Origin of the sequence: Pseudomonas borbori (assembly GCF_900115555.1) — a bacterium.
GTDB lineage: Bacteria > Pseudomonadota > Gammaproteobacteria > Pseudomonadales > Pseudomonadaceae > Aquipseudomonas > Aquipseudomonas borbori.
In genome coordinates this window covers 62,459-82,686 of the sequence record NZ_FOWX01000014.1, presented here as the reverse complement: position 1 = coordinate 82,686, position 20,228 = coordinate 62,459, and the positions used below count along the sequence as shown (strand labels likewise).

Below are 20,228 nucleotides of genomic sequence, written 5' to 3'. Positions count from 1 at the left end.
ATGAGCGGCCTTCCCGTGAGCCTGATCCAGGCCCTGCGCGAGGTGGTCGGCGAGGCTGGCCTGATCGCCGACGTCGAACGCATGCACAGCTACCTGGCCGATTGGCGCAACGCCTACCGCGGCCAGGCCGCGCTGGTACTGCGCCCGGCCTCGACCGAGCAGGTCGCCGCGGTGGTGCGTCTATGTGCCGAGGCCGGGGTCGCGTTGGTGCCGCAGGGTGGCAATACCGGCCTGTGCGGCGGCTCGATTCCCGACGATTTGGGCGCACAGGTGGTGCTGTCGCTGACCCGCCTGAACCGCATCCGCGAGGTCGATGCGGCCAACGAGACCATCACCGTCGAGGCCGGGGTGATCCTCCAGCGTCTGCAGGAGGCCGCCGCCGAGGCTGGCCGACTGTTCCCGCTGTCCCTCGGTGCCGAAGGCAGCTGCACGGTGGGCGGCAACCTGGCGACCAACGCCGGCGGCACCGCCGTGCTGCGCTACGGCAATATGCGCGAGCTGACCCTCGGCCTGGAGGTGGTGCTGCCCGACGGGCGCATCTGGGACGGGCTGCGCGCGCTGCGCAAGGACAATACCGGCTACGACCTCAAGCAGCTGTTTATCGGTAGCGAAGGGACGCTTGGCATTATCACCGCCGCCGTGCTCAAACTGTTCCCGGCGGTGCGCAGCCTGACTACCGCCTGGGTGGCGCTGCCTAGCCCGCGGGCGGCGGTGGAGCTGATCGGGCAGATGCGGGGCCTGTGTGGCGACCGGCTGACGGGTTTCGAATTGATGTCGCGCCAGAGCCTGGAATTCGTGCTGCACCACGTCTCCGGGGTCAGCGATCCCTTCGCCGACGCGCATCCCTGGTACGTGCTGATCGAGCTGAGCGATACCCAGCCCGATGCGCCGCTGAACGACATGCTCGAACAGGGTCTCGGCGAGGCCTTCGAGCGGGGCGTGGCGCTGGATGCCGTGGTCGCCGCCAGCGAAGTCCAGGTGCGCGCGCTGTGGGCGCTGCGCGAGGGCATCTCGGAGGCGCAGAACCACGAAGGACCGAGCCTTAAGCACGACATCAGCGTGCCGATCAGCCGCATCCCCGACTTCATCGCTCGCACCGATCAGGCGCTGCAGCAGGCCTTCCCGGGTGTGCGCATCGTGGCCTACGGCCATGTCGGCGACGGCAACCTGCATTACAACGTCAGCAAGCCACTGGGTGCAGAAGATGCCGCGTTCAAGGCGCAGAGCGAGGCGATCATGCAGGTGATCTTCGATGTCACCGTCAACTTTGCCGGCAGCATCAGTGCCGAGCATGGCCTGGGTCAGGCCAAGCGTGATGCCGCCCGTCACTACAAGGACCCGCTGGAACTGGAGCTGATGCGCAGCATCAAGCGGGCCTTCGATCCGGCCGGGCTGATGAATCCGGGCAAGTTGTTGTGAGTCGGGCAATCGAGACAGGAGTCCCCATGAGTAAACCCAAGGTGTTACAGATCGGTGCGCTGAGCGAGCGTTTCAATCGTGAGCTGGCTGAGTGCTACGAGGTCACCGCGCTGTGGCAGCGGGTCGATCCGCTGGCCTTTCTTCAAGAGCAGGGGACGGCTTTCGAGCTGTTGGTGTCTTCGGCACGTTTTGGCTGCAGTGCCGAGCAACTGGCCTGCCTGCCGAATCTGCGCGCGATCTGCAGTTTTGGCGTCGGTTACGACCCCTATCCGCTGGAGCTGTTGCGTGATCGCGGCATCGTCATCAGTACCACGCCGGATGTGCTCAACGATTGTGTGGCCGATCTGGCCATGGGCCTGATCATCGACACGGCGCGGCAACTGGCCGCGGCCGACCGCTTCGTCCGCGCCGGCGGCTGGCCTGCAGCGACCTTCCCGCTGACGCGTAAGGTCAGCGGCAAGAAGCTTGGCATTGTCGGCCTCGGCCGCATCGGCCAGGCCATCGCCCGCCGCGCCGAAGGCTTTGCCATGCCGGTGCGCTATCACAAGCGCTGTCAGGACTTGAGCAGCCCCTATGGCTTCGAGGCGGATTTGTTGGCGCTGGCGCGCTGGGCGGACTTCCTCGTGCTGGCCTGCCCAGGTGGCGCGGCCACTCATCACTTGATCGACGCCGACGTGCTGGCGGCGCTGGGGCCGCAGGGCATTCTGGTGAACATCTCCCGCGGCAGCGTGGTCGATCAGCCCGCGCTGGTTACGGCGCTGCTCAATGGGCACCTGGGCGGTGCCGGGTTGGATGTGTTCGAAGGTGAACCCACCGTGCCAGCAGAGCTGTTCGCCCTGCCCAATGTGGTGTTGCTGCCTCACGTCGGCAGTGGCACCCACGAAACCCGCTTGCGGATGGAAGAGCTGGTGCTGGCCAATCTGCAGGCATTTATCGACAAGGGGGAGCTGCTGACGCCGCTCTGAACCCACCTGAATATGAGGGTTCGCCGCAGGGCGCACCGTCATATCCGGGTCGTTGCCACAAGCGCCGGCCCGGTCTCTTACGTCTGTTTAACTGACACCTTTGCTGTAGTGGCGCACCACAAGTGCGCCTTTTAAAAATCACCCTACAACAACCATGCCATCACTCCCTGTAAAGAGGGGTAAGCCAACTGGGTCATCGAGGTTTTCATGCTGCTACGTAACTGGAGTATCGCCCGCAGGGCCGCGTGTCTATTCGCCCTTCTTGCCCTGGTCGTAGCGTTACTCGGTATGTTTTCCTTGGGGGAAATGACCAACATCCGCGAGCGCGCTACCACCACTGAGAAAGACTGGGTGCCGAGCATCCGCATCGTCAACAGCATTCGCGAAAACATGCTGCGAATCCGCACCATTTCCCTGCGCATGGCCCTGGATACCGAGATCGGTAGCCTGGACACTTATATCGACCAGTACGAAGTCCGCAACAAAGTGCTGAGCGATCACCTCAAGGACTTTGAAGCCTTTATCAACTCCCCGCACGAAGAGCGCCTCTATGGCCAATTCAAGCAAGGCCTCGCCAGCTACCAGCGCGGCATGGCCGACTCGTTTGTGTTGGCCCGTAGCGGAGACAGAGACGCACTGAACAAGCTGTTGCTGGTGGACATGAAACCAGTGGTGGACGGCACCGGCGCGCAGCTGGCATTGCTGGGTGACATTTACGCCAAGGGCATCGAGCAGGAAGGCAAAGCCTCCGCCGAACAATACGACTATTCCCGCTACATCGTTATCGTCTTTATCGTGGTTGCAGCCTTCGCCACAGTGTTGCTGGCCTGGCTGCTGACCCAGAGTATCGTGCGTCCGCTGCGTGGCGCGGTGCAGGTGGCGCAATTGATCGCTGACGGTGATCTGACCAAACCGATTCAAGTGGATGGCAATGACGAGATCAGCCAGTTGCAGAATGCCCTGGGCCGCATGCAACAAAAACTGCGGAAAACCCTGGCAGATATCTCCGGCTCCTCCACCCAATTGGCCGCCGCCGCCGAAGAGCTTAATGCGGTCACCGAAGATGCCAGTCGTAGCCTGCTGCAACAAAACAATGAGATCGAACAGGCCGCCACGGCGGTGAATGAAATGAGCGCGGCCGTGGATGAAGTGGCGCGTAATGCAGTGTCCACCTCCGATGCTGCAAAGGCGTCGAATCAATCGGCGCAAGTGGGCAATAGTCGTGTTAGCGAGACCATCAGCGCTATCGGTGGTTTGTCTGCAGAAGTGGAGGCTACTGCCGGCCTGGTGCGTCAACTGGCGGGGCAGTCCCAGGATATTGGCAAGGTGCTGGACGTGATTCGCGCCATTGCCGAACAGACCAATTTGCTCGCCTTGAACGCTGCCATCGAAGCGGCCCGTGCTGGCGAGTCAGGGCGCGGTTTTGCGGTGGTGGCGGACGAAGTCAGAGCCTTGGCTCACCGCACGCAGAACTCCACCCAAGAAATCGAGCAGATGGTGTCCACCATGCGTACCGGTGCCACCCAGGCCCTGACCTCCATGCAATGCAGCAGCGCCTTGGCGCAATCCACGCGCAATCTGGCCGAGAGTGCAGGCGTGGCATTAGGGGAAATCACCAGCGCAATCGGTGAGATGTATGAGCGTAACCTGGTGATTGCCAGCGCGGCCGAAGAACAGGCGCAAGTGGCGCGCGAAGTGGACCGTAACCTGGTGAATATTCGCGACCTGTCTGTGCAGTCAGCTACCGGCGCCCAGCAAACCAGCGCCTCCAGCCATGAGCTGTCGCGCTTAGCGGCGGATCTGAATCGGCTGGTTAATCGGTTCAGTCTTTAAACGTAAAGAAGTTCGAGGTGCAGAGTCGATTTACTTGTTTTCTGACGAGCCCATTTTGCTCAAGCAACTTCTGCTGTCCCTTATGGGCAGGTGGCTCCGGCAGTACTGTGGTTGCCCATGCCGAGCAGCATTAGCAGGCTGGTGAAAAACTACCTGCGTTACCATCGCTGCGTTAAAAACAGGTTCGTGCGCGAATCCGGGCTAGGCGCCCCCAACTAGGCGTCCCCATCAAAATGCTCATTTACAACACCTAAACTCCGCTTTTGATTCGCTGCGCTCACCCCTTCGGGGCCAGCCTGCGGCTGTTACTCCGCTGCGCTACGTTGCGCCTGTTTTTGCGGGGCCGCCATCGGTATTGCGCTGGCTGCCTCGCCTACGTTTTTCAACGGCCTGTTAGACCGAGGGGCAATGGCTGAACTGCGCAATGCAGATGCCTATGGCCGCTCCACCGATGTGGTGTTGAGGGCTAAATCGTACGAATGGCTAGTAAACACAAGACTGCAGGCTAGCCTGCAGTCGGGTCTGGGATATTCAAGCAAAGGTGGCGTCACGTGTATTGACGTAGAGGGCATACAACGAGTGGCTGCTAGCCATAAATAGGCGGTTGCCTTTACTGCCACCAAAACACAGATTTCCACATCGTTCAGGCAGCTTGATGTGGCCGATGGCCTTGCCCAGGGTATTGAATATCATGACGCCATCAAGGCTCTCCAGCTTGGCGCCTTGTGCGCCGCTGCTGCCCCAGCCACACCAGAGATTGCCGTCCTCGTCACACTTGATGCCATCCAGCGCACCGTGCTCCTGAGCTTCGATATGCTTGCGGCGCTCTCCCAGGGAACCATCATCATTGACCTTGTAAGCCCAGATCAGCCGATTTGGCTTGGCCCGGCCTTCGACGACATACAGGAATTTTTCGTCAGGTGAAAAGCACAGGCCATTGGGGCCGGAAATGCTGTCGATGACACGGGTGACTTTGCCGCTGTTGCCATCGATGCGATATACCGCGTCGGGTAGGACGGGAGCAATTTTGTGGCCCTCATAGTAATTCCCGGTCTGGAAGGGCGGGTCGGTAAACCAGACCGAACCGTCGCGCTTGACCACGACGTCGTTGGGGGAATTGAAGCGCTTGCCGTCATAGCTATCGGCGAGGACTGTGATGCTGCCGTCGTATTCAGTGCGGGTGACCCGGCGGCCTTGATCGTTTGTGGTCGAGCCTTCGCAGGTAATCAATCTGCCCTGGCGATCACGGGTCAAGCCATTTGAATGGTTCGAGGCGTCCCGGAAGATGCTGAATGACTCGCTGATTTCGTCCCAGCGCATTATCCGGTTGTTGGGAATGTCGCTGACCAGGAGGTAGCGGCCATCGCCAACCCACACCGGACCTTCGGCCCAGCGCATGCCGGTGGCAAGCTTCTCCACGCTGGCGTTGAACAGGCGGTATTTTGTGAAGCTCTCGTCAAGAATCTCGACGAGTGCATCCGGGTAGCGTTGCGTCAGCGGTTGCGCATCAACCAGTCGGGGCAGCCCCAGGCTGCCAAGGGAGGCAACGCCGGCCGAGAGTACCAGTGATTTCCTGAGAAACTTCCGGCGGGAAGTTTCTGCGCTGCTGTCTTTTGAACATTGATTTTTTATTGTGCTCATTGAATTTCTCCAGTTTCCAGATGATTTTCAGGGGCTTGCAATGCTCGATCAGGTTTTGCTGTTGTAAAAAAGCCCGTCGCGAGGACGGGCCGAAGGTGCCGTAACACATGGAGTAATCAGACGCAGGTAAAGCCGTGAATCAGAGAATCGACAGTGGGTAGTTGAAGATCAGGCGGTTCTCGTCAAACTCGTTGCTGCTGAAATCGCGGCGGATGCTCGCGTTGCGCCATTTCATCGACAGGTTCTTCAAAGTGCCGCTCTGAATGACATAGGTCAGTTCGCTGTCGCGGCCCCACTCTTTACCGTCGCTAGTGGCACCCACATGAATGTTGTCGCCACTGGTGTAGCGGTTCATCAGGGTTAAACCGGGAATGCCAATGCCGGCGAAGTTGTAGTCATGGCGCACTTGCCAGGAACGTTCCTGGGCGTTGTCGAAGCTGGAGTTGAAGCCATCGTTGGCCAGCATGCCGCCACTGGTGCCGTTAACGCGGATCCACTTGTCGGCGCCGCTGAGCTTTTGCAGGCCGACATAAAGGGCATGGGCGCCAGTCTTGGCGGAGAACAGGCCCGAGTAGGTCTTGTTGTCCAGTTTGCCGGCCAGTTCGCTGCCGTCTTCACTGCCGACGAAGTAACCGAGGTTTGCCCCCAGGGTCCAGTCGCCAACTGGCTGGTTATGCGTCAGTTGCAGGTATTGTTGGTTGTAGATGTCTTTCAGCTCGGCGTTCCACAGGCCGATCAGGGTACGATCCTGGTTGAATCGGTATTCGCCGCCGGCAAAGTTGAAGCGGTCGCTGGTAATGCCGGTGCGACCGTTCATCGCCATGTCCTCCATGCTGGCGTCATTGCGCAGGCTGGTGGCGCGCATCTGTCCGCCATAGAGGGTTAGACCGTCGATTTCCTTGGAGGTGATTAGCCCTCCCTGGAAGGTCTGCGGCAGCGAGCGGCCGTCGTCGCTGCGCAAGATGGGTAGCACTGGCGCGTGCTCACCGACTTTCAGTTCGGTCTTGGACACTTTGGCTTTGGCGGCAATAGCCAGACGTCCGTAGTTGTCTGCTGCTTGGCCGTCATCATGAATCGGCAACAGCTGAGTACCGTTGGTGCCGCGACCACTATCCAGTTTGAACGCGCTCATGCCCAACACATCCAGGCCGAAGCCAACGCTGCCTTCGGTGAACCCCGAGCGGGCGTCGAGGATAAAGCTCTGGGTCCATTCCTCGGCCTTGCCCTGCGGATAGGCTGGGTCGACGAAATTGCGGTTGATATAGAAATTGCGCAGGCCGAGGGTGACCTTGGCGTCTTCGCCGAAGCCGGCGGCCTGGCTGCTGAGTGGCAATGCGAGGGCCATGCTGCCGGCACCGAGCAGGACGAGCGAGAGGGTATTGCGTGCAGTCATTGTTGTTGTGCTCCCATTTTTGAACAAGCCGTTCCCTTGCTTGCCTGAGTCGCCAGCGGCGAGCGTAAGGAACGGGTGAGTTGCCCCATGCCAGGGCGACAGGCGTGTCCGTGGTCGGGACGTGCCTCTGCTTCGGGCTTAGCCGTCGGCGAATGCGGTGGGTATGTGCGGGTGTAGCTGGGGGCGTCCTGCTGGCGCGCGCGAAGCGGGGCCAGCCGGGAGGGGCGAGAAGCGAGCCGATGCGGCGAGAGCAACAGTCGTCATGGTAGGGCCTTGGTTTTGTTTTTATAATTAGTCATATGTTGTCGTACAACATTGATTGGATTATCGGCAACCTTAGCCGGCTTTGTCAACGCGTCCCTAGGCAAAAGTTGAATAAGGGAAAGACGCCAGCAGGCGTCCAACGTCCACCCTTGAGTGCGCGTACTTGCTGGTTTGAAGGGGTCAGTATGTGGCTTTTGCGGTTGCCGCAGACGTTGCCGAGGTACGCCCACGGTGCCGACAGTAGGCCGTCTTCCGTGCATGAAGAGCTGTTATTGTTGGGTGTGTTGTGTGATAACGTATGACTAGTCGAACAACTTATGTTCGGTCCACTAGCAGGCCGTTGAGAAACGTAGGCGAGGCAGGCAAGACAAGGCAAAAACGGCCGAGGAAGCGGAGTTTACTGGCTGTAAATGAGCATTCCGAGGCCGTTTTAACCGCAGTATTGCCAACGCAGGTAGTTTTTCAACAGCCTGCTAGTGTCGCGCCAACCATGAAATGTCGGTTCAATGCCAGGCTGTGTGGGAGGGGCTTCAGTCGCGATGCTTTCAGCGCCTTCAAGGTCAATCGCGGCTAAAGCCCCTCCCTCGGGAAGCGACAGATTAATCGTGTCGTGACACTAGCAGGCCGTTGAAAAAACGTAGGCGATGCAGCCGAGACAAGGCAAAAACAAGCGAAGGGTGCGCCATGCGCACCAAGTGCTCACCACGCATAACGCGCATAACCGCCGGTGCGCGGCACAACCTATGCTGGTCGATCGAGTGTTCTGCCCCGTTGTCCTCGCTGCCGAGGCGGCCTACGCTGACAGGCGCATCAGTCGAAGGAAGGGCAACCATGGACGCCGCTGAACCGCTGCATGAACTGCTGGCCAGGCTCTACCGTGAGGAGTCGCGGCGGGTGCTGGCGACCCTGATCCGTCTGCTGGGCGATTTCGATCTGGCCGAAGAGGCGCTGCACGAGGCGTTTCGGGTGGCGATGGAGCAATGGCCGGGCGATGGCGTACCGGCCAACCCGCGGGCCTGGCTGGTGTCGGCGGGGCGCTTCAAGGCCATCGACGGCCTGCGTCGTCAGGCCCGTTTCGAACCGCTGGATGCGCGCCTGGCTGACTCCATTGCCGCGTGCGATCAGCCGTTGTGGGACGGCGACAGCCTCGAGGACGACCGCCTGCGTCTGATCTTCACCTGCTGCCACCCGGCGCTTGGCGCCGATGCCCAGGTGGCGCTGACCCTGCGCGAGATCTGCGACCTCAGTACCGAAGATATCGCCCGCGCCTTTCTCGTCAGCCCGAGCACCGTGGCCCAGCGCATCGTGCGGGCCAAGGCCAAGATCCGCGATGCACGCATCCCCTACGAGGTGCCGGGGCGCGGCGAACTGGCCGAGCGCCTGCAGTCGGTGCTGCAGGTGATCTACCTGGTGTTCAACGAGGGCTACTTCGCCAGCTCCGGCGCCGCGCTGACCCGCAGCCACCTGTCCAACGAGGCCATTCGGCTGGGGCGGCTGCTCCTCGAGCTGTTGCCCGAGCCGGAAGTCATGGGCCTGCTGGCCTTGATGCTGCTGCACGAGGCGCGCCGCCCGGCGCGCACCTCGGCCAGCGGCGAGCCGGTGCTGCTGGACCAGCAGGATCGCTCGCTCTGGTCTGCCGAGCTGATCGCCGAAGGCGATGCCCTGGTGCTGCAGGCGCTGCGCTCGCAACGGTTTGGCGCCTATGCGTTGCAGGCCGCCATCGCCGCCGTGCATGCCGAGGCGGCGAACGCCGCGGCCACCGACTGGGCGCAGATCGTCGGGCTCTACGATGCCCTGCTGCGCATTTCGCCCTCGCCGGTGATCGAGCTCAACCGCGCGGTGGCGCTGGCCATGCGCGACGGCCCGGCAGCCGGTCTGGCGCTGATCGAGGCTCTGCTCGATCGCGGCGAGCTGGCCGACTACCACCTGGCGTACGCCGCCCAGGCCGACCTCTATCGCCGTCTGGGCCGCAGCGGCGAGGCCCGCGACGCCTATCGACGCGCCCTGCACTTGGCCCGCCAGGGAGCGGATCGGCAGTTCCTGCAACGGCGTCTGGATGAACTGGTCGACGGCTGAGAGGCGTAGCGGCCAAGACTGTCGGTGCGCACGGCGCACCCTACGGGGTGGCGGTTGGTCGGGCGCGGAAATATTTTTATGGGTGCTGTCGATTGCCACGCCTGGCGCTCGACTAATCAATACCCAGCCCCATGCAATCCGGAGCCCGTCATGAAATACCTCTGCCTGGTCTACAGCAACGAACAGCTGCTGCACGACTCCCCCGACAGCCCGCGTGACGAGGAGTGCTTTGCCTATGCCGAGGTGGTGCGCCAGAGCGGCCGCATGCTCGCCGCCGAGGCGTTGCAGCCGGTGGAGACCGCGACCACCGTGCGCATGCGCGGCGGCAAGCTGTCGATCACCGACGGCCCCTTCGCCGAGACCAAGGAGCAACTGGCCGGCTTCTACCTGGTCGAGGCCCGTGACCTCAACGAAGCCCTCCAGATCGCCGGCAAGATTCCGGCGGCGCGGGTCGGCAGCGTCGAAGTGCGGCCGGTGCGCCAGCTGGACGTGTGAGCGGCCGCGCCGCAGCCAAACCACCACTGGGAGTTCACGCCATGAACCGCAATGGCTACCCATTACCCCGTATTGCCAGCCGCGGTGAAGGCTGGGGCGGCATGCCCGATCTGAACGGCCAGGGGCTGAACTGGACCCGCCTGCACGACCAATATCAGCAGCCGGCCGCCCATGCCTGTTGCTCGGTGAATGAAAGCTGAACCACCCCTGAACAGGAGAGCGACAATGATCATCGATACCCCGCAAAGCCGGATCAAGCAGGCCGTCGACAGCTGGGCGCAGGCCGCACAGTCCAAGGATGTCGAGCGCATCATCAGCCACTACAGCGACGAGGTGGTGGCCTATGACGCCATAGGTCCGTTGCGCTTCGTCGGTCGCGCAGCCTACAAGGCGCACTGGCAAGCCTGCATGGAAATGTGCACGGGCGAGGGCATGTTCGAGGTGCACGATCCGAGTTTCGTGATCGACGACAACCTCGGCGTGGCCCATTACCTGTTGCATTGCGGCGGCACCGACGACAAGGGCCAGACGCAGAGCTGCTGGATGCGCGTCACCCAGTGCTTTCGCAGGCAGGGTGAGCGCTGGTTGATCGTCCACGAGCATTTTTCCGTGCCCAGCGACATGGAAAGCGGCAAGGCGCTGTTCGACCTCAAGCCGTGATTGTGGTTACGGGCCGGTAGTCAGGCTGTGCGACCGGGGAGGGCACCTGCCCAAGGTGGCGTGGTGTGCGGCAGATCCGGGTAGGGTGCGCCGTGCGCACCACTGGCAGAGCGCTATGCGCTCTGCACCGCCAGTCTTTATCCGCGAATTTCGCGACTGAAACGCAACGCCGCCCGACGCAACGCCGGCCGACGGATCGCCGCCCGACGGATCGCCGCCCGGTCGTTCTTGCGCGGAGCCTCTCGCACCGGCTTCAGGGCAATGTGCTCAAGGCCGTGCAACTGGCCTCATAGTTCTGCTTGCAGGCGCTCTGGAACAGCCGGCGTGCCTGGTTGGCATCGCGCGGTACGCCTTGCTCGCCCCTGAGATAGAGGTTGCCGAGGATGTGCTGGGCCAGCGGATTGCCGCTGGCGGCCGACTGGTTGAGGTACTTGAGCATGCGCTGCGGGTTGGCGAACTGCGGATTGTCGCGGCCGGTATACAGATAGGCCAGGCTGACCGCCGCCAGGGCGTGGCCCTTGTCGGCGGCCTGCTGCCACCAGTATTCGGCTTGCTTGAGGTCTTTCGCCGGTTGGCCGACGAAGTAGGAACTGCCCAGCTGGAACTGGCTGTCGAGGTCGCCGCGATGGGCTTGGCTGCGCAGTCTCTCCAGGGTGGCATCTGCGTCCTCGACCTGGGAGCCGCCCGTTAGCGGCGCCTGCGCCTGGGGCGTCTGTGGTTGCTGGCTGGCGCAACCGCCCAGCAGCGACAGCGCGCACAGGAACGCGAGTAGTTTTGTGCCTGCCCATTGCTGAACTGTCATGGTTATTCCTTCACGTATGCGGGAGGCTTGCGCCAGGCTGTTCGGACGGTCCGGCGCGCCGGGGGGGTGCCTGATCAAACGCAACGCTTTGCGCCGCCGGCTAGGTGTCTATTCCCTGGCGCGGCCCCTTGAGCCGATTGGCCTGCAGAAGACCCCGGGAGTGGGCGCAAGTTGCGCTGCTGCTTGCCGCTATCCGACAGGGTGCTGCGGCTACCGCCTTGTCAGTCTGGAGGGAACGAGCCCTGGCTCTCGCTCAGCGGGCTTCGCCAGGCGCGCCATTCCCGGCAGAATGTCTATCTGTTCGTCGCCTCTGGCGTTTTCCCTTGGCTGGCAGCACTGCGGTTCTTGCGGACAGTGGAGCAGCGCCATCATCAGACCGTTGAGGTACCCATGATCATTAGCAGCAACTTCGACAGCGGCAATATCGAGGTGCTCGACGCCAGCAACCCGCAGCGGGTGCTGCTGGCCATGCGCCCCGATCTCAACAGCTATCACTTCCAGTGGTTCCATTTCAAAGTCGAGGGTTTGACCCCGGGCCAGCGCTACGGCTTCAGCTTGAGCAACGCCGGCGAGTCCGCCTACAACCATGCCTGGACCGGTTACAACGCCGTCGCCTCTTACGATCATCGCACCTGGTTCCGCGTGCCCAGCCGCTTCGAGGATGGTGCGCTCGATTTCGCCATCGAGCCGAGCGAGGCCCAGGTCTGGTTCGCCTACTTCGAGCCCTACAGCCGCGCGCGCCATGACTGGCTGATCGAGCAGGCGCTGAACCAGGCCGGTGCCGAGCTGTTCGCCACGGGTAACAGCATCGAGGGCCGCGGCATCCAGTTGCTGCGCGTCAGCCGCAACCCGCAGGCGCAGCGCAAGATCTGGATCATCGCCCAGCAGCACCCCGGCGAGCACATGGCCGAATGGTTCATGGAGGGTGTGATCGAGCACCTGCAGCGGCGCGACGACGCCGAACTGAATGCCCTGCTGCAGCAGGCCGACCTCTACCTGGTGCCGAACATGAACCCCGACGGCGCCGTGCGTGGCCACTTGCGCACCAACGCCGCCGGCCAGGACCTCAACCGCGCCTGGCAAGCGGCCAGCGCGAGCGAGAGCCCCGAGGTGTTGTTCGTCCAGCAGCAGATGCGCCAGGTCGGCGTCGACCTGTTCCTCGATATCCACGGCGACGAGGAAATTCCCCACGTATTCACCGCCGGCTGCGAAGGCAACCCCGGTTACAGCCCGCGCCTGGCACAACTGGAGGAGGAGTTCCGCAGCCGCCTGGTCGGTATCGGCGCCGAATTCCAGACAGAATTCGGCTACAAACGCGACGAGCCGGGCCAGGCCAACACCACCCTGGCCTGCAACGGGGTCGGTATGGAATTCGACTGCCTGTCCTTCACCATCGAGATGCCGTTCAAGGACCACGACGACAACCCCAATCCGCTCACCGGCTGGAGCGGCAAGCGCTCGAAGCGGTTGGCCAGGGATGTGCTCAGGGTGGTGGCGGCGATGGTGGGTGGGCTGCGTTAGGCAGGATAAGTAGCACGGCCACTACTCGATGCTCAGGGACTCGATCCAGCGCACGCCGGGGGCAATCTCGTCGCGCTGCTCCGGTTGGTAGGGCGGCTGTTCGGCGGTGTCTGACGGCGCGCTGATGTAGTTGAGGTCTATCGCCTGCGGTCTGCCCCGCAGCCCTTGTTGCGTAGGCTCCAGTTGGAAGTACAAGCCATTCCACAGCTTGGCGCCGAAATCGGTCGGCAACTGGTACAAGAACAACAGGTTGTGCTCCAGCCATGCCAGGTCATCGGGGGTAATGGTGCCGGGCTGCGCGTGCGGGTAAGGCACATGGCAGAAGACTTCGCCCGGGCCGTCGAGGCATTTGAACTCCTTCATGGACAGGAAGTGGTCGGTGAAGCGCGCAGGCTCCAGGGTGACGGTGAACGCCACGGTTCCATCACCGCGCGGCTCGAAACGCACGCTGCCAAGGGTGATTCGCTGGTTGTCGCGGGTGGTGGCGGTGATGCTCTTCACACCCAGCAACTCCCACGCCAAGGCGTTGGAGGGGGGAACGGCAAGCAGGCCGATGAGCATGAGCGAACTCAGCCGGGCGAATAGTCTTCTGCGTGGCATGAGGATTCCTCGGTTTATCTCGCGACGGCAGCAGGCTGGCTGCGGAGCGCTGAGGAGCGCATTTCAATCGCGACGCGCCCTGTTTATGGAGCATAGCCTGTACATGTTGCCGGAGCCGATCGGCAAGGTGCTCCAGGCAGGTAAACAACAGGTCGGGCGATTGCTGCCTGATTGGATCGGATGCCGCGTGCCTGCCGGCAGCAATCACAGGTACTCGATGTGGCGTATGAAGACGTCTGTGCCGCACGAAGACTGGGTGAGGTCGGAGGCGACAATAGTCTTCGTCACGGCCTGGTCGGTTAACGGACAGCGTCCGTCTCCTGAATTTTGCGCCACCGCCGCCCGATGAGTGAGGCCGCTTGATGGGAGATTGCCCGTCGTCCAGACACCGCGCTGTCGCGTAGAAAACTGGGGGCAATTGCGTCTATCGGCTTGTGGGCCCCTCCCACAAGGAACGTCATAACCCATAACATCAATGACATACAGGTTATTTGATAAGAGGGCTGTGCGTTGTAATTGCCCTTATCGATACAACCGGCCCCATCATTATTCCCGCTGATATTCATCTTCGTGGCGTTCGATTCGTTCAAGGTCAGCTCAGCCCGCAAACTCCGCCCATCCACAACCACCTCTGGCGGAGTCATCCATGGAACAGTCCAACAACAACCCTGTCTGGCCGTTGTCTTTGACCCTTGCCGCCGTCTTGCTGCTCAGCGCCTGCGGCCAGGCTCCGCAAGCCACCCAGCCGATGCCCGCGGCGCAAGTCAGTGTCGCCGAAGTCATCGAACAGCCGATCAACGAATGGGATGAATTCACCGGGCGTCTTGAAGCCCCCGAATCGGTGGATGTTCGCCCGCGGGTGTCCGGCTTCATCGACCGGGTGGCATTCGACGAAGGCAGTTTGGTGAAGAAAGGCGATTTGCTGTTCCAGATCGATCCGCGGCCATTCGAGGCCGAGGTCAAACGCCTCGAAGCCCAATTGCAACAAGCCAGCGCCAGCCAGACCCGCACCCTCGGCGAAGCCCGTCGCGGCGAGCGTCTGCGCAAGAGCAACGCGATTTCCGCCGAGCTGGCCGATGCCCGCGCCAGCGCCGCCCAGGAAGCCCAGGCCGCGGTCGCCGGCATCCAGGCCGAGCTGGACAACGCCCGCCTCAACCTGAGTTTCACCCGCGTCACCGCGCCCATCGATGGCCGCGTCAGCCGTGCCGAAGTCACCGCCGGTAACCTGGTCACCGCCGGGCAGAGCCAGCTCACCTCGTTGGTCAGTACCGACAAGGTCTATGCCTACTTCGATGCCGACGAGCGGGTGTTCCTCAAGTACGTCGAGCTGGCCCGTCAGGACGGCGGCCAGATCCGCGACGCCAGCCCGGTCTACCTCGGTCTGAGCAGCGAGGAAGGCCATCCGCACCTCGGTCGGCTGGATTTTCTCGACAACCAGGTCAACCCGCAGACCGGCACCATCCGTGGCCGCGCGGTGTTCGACAACGCCGACGGCCGTTTCACCCCCGGCCTCTATGCCCGCCTCAAGCTGGTCGGCAGCAGCACCTACGCCGCGACCCTGATTCAGGACGTGGCCGTGGGCACCGACCTGGGCAAGAAGTTCGTCCTGGTGCTCGGCGAAGACAACAGCGTGAATTACCGCGCCATCGAACTGGGGCCGAAGATGGAAGGCCTGCGCATCGTCCGCAGCGGCCTGGCCAAGGGCGAGAAGATCGTGGTCAACGGCCTGCAACGCGCCATGCCCGGTTCCATCGTCGAGCCGCAAAGCGTGCCCATGGCCGATAGCGAAACCCTCGCTGCCCTCGCCCGTTTGCGCCAAGCAGTGGATGCCCGCGACGCGCCACGTGTCGCCGAACAGAACGCCAAGTCCGGCACCCCCCGCAGCTGATAACGCCTTGGTGCGCGCAGCGCACCCTACCCCTGACCGTAGGGTGCGCCGTGCGCACCAGCGTCCAAGGACTCACAAATGAACTTCTCGCAATTCTTTATCCAGCGGCCGATCTTCGCTGCGGTGTTGTCGCTGCTGATCCTGATCGGCGGGGCCATCTCGCTGTTCCAGTTACCGATCAGCGAATACCCGGAAGTGGTGCCGCCCACCGTGGTGGTGCGCGCCAACTTCCCCGGCGCCAACCCCAAGGTGATCGGCGAAACCGTCGCTTCGCCGCTGGAACAGGCGATCACCGGCGTGGAAGGCATGCTCTATATGTCGTCCCAGGGCACGGCCGACGGCAAGATGACCCTGACCCTGACCTTCGCCCTCGGCACCGACCTGGACAAAGCCCAGGTGCAGGTGCAGAACCGCGTCACCCGAACCATGCCGACCCTGCCCACCGAAGTGCAGCGCCTCGGCGTGACCGTGGACAAGGCCTCGCCCGACCTGACCATGGTGGTGCACCTGACCTCGCCCGACGACCGCTACGACATGCTCTACCTGTCCAATTACGCCGCACTGAATATCAAGGACGAGCTGGCGCGTCTGGACGGCATCGGCGATGTGCAGTTGTTCGGCCTCGGCAATTACTCGCTGCGCGTCTGGCTCGACCCGAACAAGGTGGCCTCGCGCAATCTGACCGCAACGGACGTGGTCAACGCCATCCGCGAGCAGAACCGCCAGGTCGCCGCCGGTTCGCTCGGTGCGCCGCCGGCCGATGCCGGCAACAGCTTCCAGTTGTCGATCAACACCCAGGGCCGCCTGGTCACTGAGGAGGAGTTCGAGAACATCATCGTCCGCGCCGGCGAGAACGGCGAAATCACCCGCCTCAAGGACATCGCGCGGATCGAGCTGGGCTCCAGCCAGTACGCCCTGCGTTCCTTGCTGAACAACAAACCCGCAGTCGCCATCCCGGTATTCCAGCGCCCCGGCTCCAACGCCATCGAGATTTCCGATGCGGTGCGCACACGCATGGCCGAGCTGAAGCAGAGCTTCCCCGAGGGCGTGGATTACGAAATCGTCTACGACCCGACCATCTTCGTCCGTGGATCGATCGAGGCGGTGGTGCACACCCTGCTCGAAGCCATCATCCTGGTGGTGCTGGTGGTGATCCTGTTCCTGCAAACCTGGCGCGCCTCGATCATCCCGCTGGCCGCCGTGCCGGTGTCCTTGATCGGCACCTTTGCCGTGATGCACATGTTCGGCTTCTCGCTCAACGCGCTGTCGCTGTTCGGTCTGGTGCTGGCCATCGGCATCGTGGTGGACGACGCCATAGTCGTGGTGGAAAACGTCGAACGTAATATCGGCCTGGGCAAGACCCCGGTGGAAGCCACCAAACAGGCGATGAAGGAAGTCACCGGGCCCATCGTCGCCACCGCTCTGGTGCTATGCGCGGTGTTTATCCCCACCGCCTTTATCTCCGGGCTGAGCGGGCAGTTCTATCAGCAGTTCGCCCTGACCATCGCGATTTCCACGGTGATCTCGGCGTTCAACTCGCTGACCCTGTCCCCGGCCCTGGCCGCGGTGTTGTTGCGCAGCCACGATGCGCCCAGGGACGGCTTCTCCAAGGTGCTCGACAAGCTGTTCGGCGGCTGGTTGTTCGCCCCGTTCAACCGGGCGTTCGAGCGCGCCAGCCACGGCTATGTCGGCACCGTGAAGCGCGTGCTGCGTGGCAGCGGCATCGCCCTGTTCGTCTATGCCGGGCTGATGGGCCTGACTTACCTGGGCTTCGCGACCACTCCCACCGGCTTTGTCCCCGCACAGGACAAACAGTACCTGGTGGCCTTCGCCCAGTTGCCGGATGCTGCGACCCTGGATCGCACCGAAGATGTGATGAAAAAGATGTCGGACATCGCCGGCAAACACCCCGGCGTGGAAAACACCATCGCCTTCCCCGGCCTGTCGATCAACGGCTTCACCAACAGTCCGAACAGCGGCATCGTCTTCGTCGCCCTGAAAGACTTCGACCAGCGCCAGGACGAGAGCATGTCGGCCGGGGCCATTGCCGCCGAGCTCAACGGCCAGTTCGGCTCTATTCAGGAAGCCTATCTGGCGATCTTCCCGCCACCACCGGTGCAGGGCCTGGGCACCATCGGCGGCTTCCGCTTGCAAGTGCAGGACCGTGGCAACCTCGGCTACGACGAGCTGTACCTGCAGACCCAGAACGTCATCGCCAAGGCGCGCCAGCTGCCGGAGCTTGACCCGATGTCGCTGTTTACCAGCTATCAAGTGAATGTGCCGCAGATCGATGCTGCCATCGACCGCGAGAAAGCCAAGACCCACGGCGTGGCCATCGACGACATCTTCGACACCATGCAGATCTACCTGGGCTCGCTGTACGCCAACGACTTCAACCGTTTTGGCCGCACCTACCAGGTCAATGTGCAGGCCGACCAGCAGTTCCGTCTGGAAGCCGAGCAGATCGGCCAGCTCAAGGTGCGCAACAACCGTGGCGAGATGGTGCCGCTGTCGACCTTCGTCAAGGTCAGCGATAGCGCCGGGCCGGATCGGGTGATGCATTACAACGGCTTCCTCACCGCCGAAATCAATGGCGCCGCCGCCCCCGGCTACAGCTCCGGCCAGGCCGAAGCGGCGATGGCCAGGCTGCTCACAGAGGAACTGCCCAACGGCATGAGCTTCGAGTGGACCGACCTGACCTACCAGCAGATCCTCGCCGGTAACAGCGCGATCTTCGTCTTCCCGCTCTGTGTACTGCTGGCCTTCCTGGTGCTGGCCGCCCAGTACGAGAGCTGGAGCCTGCCGCTGGCGGTGATTCTGATCGTGCCGATGACCCTGCTATCGGCGATCACCGGGGTGATCCTGGCCGGTGGCGACAACAACATCTTCACCCAGATCGGCTTGATCGTACTGGTGGGCCTGGCGTGCAAGAACGCCATCCTGATCGTCGAGTTCGCCAAGGAGAAGCAGGAAGAGGGCATGGACCGCGTCAGCGCGGTGCTGCAAGCCTGCCGCCTGCGCTTGCGGCCGATCCTGATGACCAGCTTCGCCTTCATCATGGGCGTGGTGCCGCTGGTACTGTCCTCCGGCGCCGGCGCGGAGATGCGCCATGCCATGGGCGTCGCGGTGTTCAGCGGGATGCTCGGCGTGACCTTCTTCGGCCTGCTGCTGACCCCGGTGTTCTACGTGCTGATCCGCGCCTTCGTGGAGAACGGCCAAGCCAAGAAAGCCGCGCGTCTGCAGGAGGTGCAGGCATGAAGGCACTAGCTCCCGCCTTGCTGGCCCTGGCCTGCGCCTTGACCCTTGGAGCCTGCGCCGTCGGCCCCGACTACCAGACCCCGGCAACCGCGCCGGCGCAACTGAGCGCCGCCAAAGCCGGCGACTACGACCGCTCGCGTTTCGAAGCGCTCTGGTGGCAGCAGTTCGACGACCCGACCCTGAACCAGCTGGTGCAGCAGTCGCTAGACGGCAACCGCCAGCTGCGCGTGGCCTTCGCCCGCCTGCGCGCCGCCCGCGCCATTCGTGACGATGTCGCCAACGACCAGTTGCCGACCGTCAGCAGCCGTGCCAGCAGCGAGATCGGCAAGGCCCAGCAGCCCGGCATCAGCGAGCGACGGGTGAACAGCGAGCGCTACGACCTGGGGCTGGACATGGCCTGGGAACTGGATCTGTTCGGCCGCATCCAGCGCCAACTGGAAGCCAGCGACGCGCAGATCGAAGTGGCCGAAGCCGACTACCACCAGTTGCAGGTCAGTCTGATCGCCGAGCTGGTGGATGCCTATGGCAACCTGCGCGGCGCCCAGCTGCGCGAGCGCATCGCCACGCAGAACCTGGAAAACCAGCAGGAGTCGCGGGCCATCACCGAGCAATTGCGCGAGGCCGGGGTCGGCAGGGAACTGGATGTGCTGCGCGCCGATGCCCGTCTGGCCGCCACCGCAGCCAGCCTGCCGCAATTGCAGGCGCAGCAACAACGGGCCAAACACCGCATCGCCACCCTGCTCGGCCTGCGCCCGGAACAACTCGAGCTGGATCTGTCCGCCCGGCCGTTGCCGGCCATCGCCAAGGCCCTGCCGATCGGCGACCCGGCCGAACTGCTGCGGCGCAGGCCCGACGTGCACGCCGCCGAACGCCAGCTGGCGGCGGCCACCGCGAGCATCGGCGTGGCCACCGCGGATCTGTTTCCGCGGGTCAGCCTCAGTGGTTTCTTGGGCTTTACCGCCGGACGCGGCTCGCAACTGGGCTCATCGGCGGCGCGCGCCTGGGGCGTGGCGCCGAGCATAAGCTGGGCGGCGTTCGACCTGGGCAGCGTACGTGCTCGTCTGCGCGGCGCCGAAGCCGAAGCCGATGGCGCCCTGGCCAACTATGAGCAACAGGTGCTGCTGGCGCTGGAGGAATCGGCCAACGCCTTCAGCGACTACGCCAACAACCAGCAACGCCTGCTCGCCCTGCTGCGCCAAGCCGACGCCAGCCGCGCCGCCGCCGAACAAGCCAGGGTGCGCTACCGCGAAGGCGAGGTGGACTTTCTGGTGCTGCTCGACGCCGAACGCGAGCGGCTGGCCGCCGAAGACGCCCAGGCCCAGGCCGAAATCGAGCTGTACCGGGGCATAGTCGCCATCTACAAGGCGCTGGGAGGAGGTTGGCAGCCAGACGCTTCTACAAAAGCCGCGTGAT

At 63.1% G+C, this 20,228-nt stretch carries 15 protein-coding genes; 11 read left to right on the top strand and 4 right to left on the bottom strand.

The window, feature by feature from the left end:
- The 3 genes from BM315_RS12420 to BM315_RS12410 all read left to right on the top strand — a co-directional run bounded on the left by BM315_RS12420 (position 1) and on the right by BM315_RS12410 (position 4,217).
- Positions 1–1,419: an FAD-binding oxidoreductase gene (locus BM315_RS12420; protein WP_090501381.1), complete on the top strand. Its 1,419-nt coding sequence runs from the start codon at positions 1–3 to the stop codon at positions 1,417–1,419.
- A 26-nt stretch (positions 1,420–1,445) separates the two neighbouring features.
- The gene (locus BM315_RS12415; protein WP_090501379.1) at positions 1,446–2,384 is read left to right on the top strand and encodes a 2-hydroxyacid dehydrogenase; all 939 of its coding nucleotides are present in this window, start codon (positions 1,446–1,448) and stop codon (positions 2,382–2,384) included.
- 207 nt (positions 2,385–2,591) lie between these two features.
- Positions 2,592–4,217 carry a methyl-accepting chemotaxis protein gene (locus BM315_RS12410; protein WP_090501377.1) on the top strand — a complete coding sequence of 542 codons (1,626 nt, stop codon included), beginning with the start codon at positions 2,592–2,594 and terminating at the stop codon, positions 4,215–4,217.
- A gap of 531 nt (positions 4,218–4,748) precedes the next feature.
- Here BM315_RS12410 and BM315_RS12405 read toward each other — a convergent pair.
- Together BM315_RS12405 and BM315_RS12400 are read right to left on the bottom strand one after the other, a co-directional pair.
- The gene (locus tag BM315_RS12405) at positions 4,749–5,858 is read right to left on the bottom strand and encodes an SMP-30/gluconolactonase/LRE family protein (protein WP_090501375.1); all 1,110 of its coding nucleotides are present in this window, start codon (positions 5,856–5,858) and stop codon (positions 4,749–4,751) included.
- Between the two features lie 139 nt (positions 5,859–5,997).
- Positions 5,998–7,251, bottom strand: a complete 1,254-nt coding sequence (locus BM315_RS12400) for an OprD family porin (protein WP_090501373.1) — start codon at positions 7,249–7,251, stop codon at positions 5,998–6,000.
- Positions 7,252–8,346: 1,095 nt separating this feature from the next.
- Here BM315_RS12400 and BM315_RS12395 point away from each other — a divergent pair.
- The 4 genes from BM315_RS12395 (at position 8,347) to BM315_RS12385 (ending at position 10,746) form a co-directional block, all read left to right on the top strand.
- Positions 8,347–9,591, top strand: coding sequence for an RNA polymerase sigma factor (locus BM315_RS12395; RefSeq protein WP_090501371.1), 1,245 nt, complete (start codon positions 8,347–8,349; stop codon positions 9,589–9,591).
- Positions 9,592–9,741: 150 nt separating this feature from the next.
- Entirely contained in the window at positions 9,742–10,086 is a 345-nt protein-coding gene (locus tag BM315_RS12390) for a YciI family protein (protein WP_090501369.1), read from the top strand.
- 41 nt (positions 10,087–10,127) lie between these two features.
- Positions 10,128–10,286, top strand: a complete 159-nt coding sequence (locus tag BM315_RS24670; protein WP_170862207.1) for a hypothetical protein — start codon at positions 10,128–10,130, stop codon at positions 10,284–10,286.
- A gap of 25 nt (positions 10,287–10,311) precedes the next feature.
- Positions 10,312–10,746, top strand: coding sequence for a YybH family protein (locus BM315_RS12385; protein WP_090501367.1), 435 nt, complete (start codon positions 10,312–10,314; stop codon positions 10,744–10,746).
- A gap of 253 nt (positions 10,747–10,999) precedes the next feature.
- Here the strand turns inward: BM315_RS12385 and BM315_RS12380 are convergent, their stop codons facing one another.
- Entirely contained in the window at positions 11,000–11,548 is a 549-nt protein-coding gene (locus tag BM315_RS12380; RefSeq protein ID WP_090501365.1) for a tetratricopeptide repeat protein, read from the bottom strand.
- 390 nt (positions 11,549–11,938) lie between these two features.
- Here BM315_RS12380 and BM315_RS12375 point away from each other — a divergent pair, with 390 nt between their 5' ends.
- Positions 11,939–13,069 carry a M14 family metallopeptidase gene (locus tag BM315_RS12375; RefSeq protein WP_090501363.1) on the top strand — a complete coding sequence of 377 codons (1,131 nt, stop codon included), beginning with the start codon at positions 11,939–11,941 and terminating at the stop codon, positions 13,067–13,069.
- Between the two features lie 21 nt (positions 13,070–13,090).
- Here the strand turns inward: BM315_RS12375 and BM315_RS12370 are convergent, their stop codons facing one another.
- Positions 13,091–13,669 carry a hypothetical protein gene (locus BM315_RS12370; RefSeq protein ID WP_090501361.1) on the bottom strand — a complete coding sequence of 193 codons (579 nt, stop codon included), beginning with the start codon at positions 13,667–13,669 and terminating at the stop codon, positions 13,091–13,093.
- 646 nt (positions 13,670–14,315) lie between these two features.
- Here BM315_RS12370 and mexE point away from each other — a divergent pair.
- From mexE to BM315_RS12350, 3 genes are all read left to right on the top strand, one after another.
- Positions 14,316–15,557: a multidrug efflux RND transporter periplasmic adaptor subunit MexE gene (mexE, locus tag BM315_RS12360; RefSeq protein ID WP_090501356.1), complete on the top strand. Its 1,242-nt coding sequence runs from the start codon at positions 14,316–14,318 to the stop codon at positions 15,555–15,557.
- A gap of 78 nt (positions 15,558–15,635) precedes the next feature.
- Complete coding sequence (locus BM315_RS12355; protein ID WP_090501354.1) at positions 15,636–18,815, top strand: efflux RND transporter permease subunit; 3,180 nt, start codon at positions 15,636–15,638, stop codon at positions 18,813–18,815.
- Complete coding sequence (locus BM315_RS12350; RefSeq protein WP_090501352.1) at positions 18,812–20,227, top strand: efflux transporter outer membrane subunit; 1,416 nt, start codon at positions 18,812–18,814, stop codon at positions 20,225–20,227. Before BM315_RS12355 ends, BM315_RS12350 begins: the two co-directional genes overlap by 4 nt.
- Position 20,228: the final 1 nt, after the last annotated feature.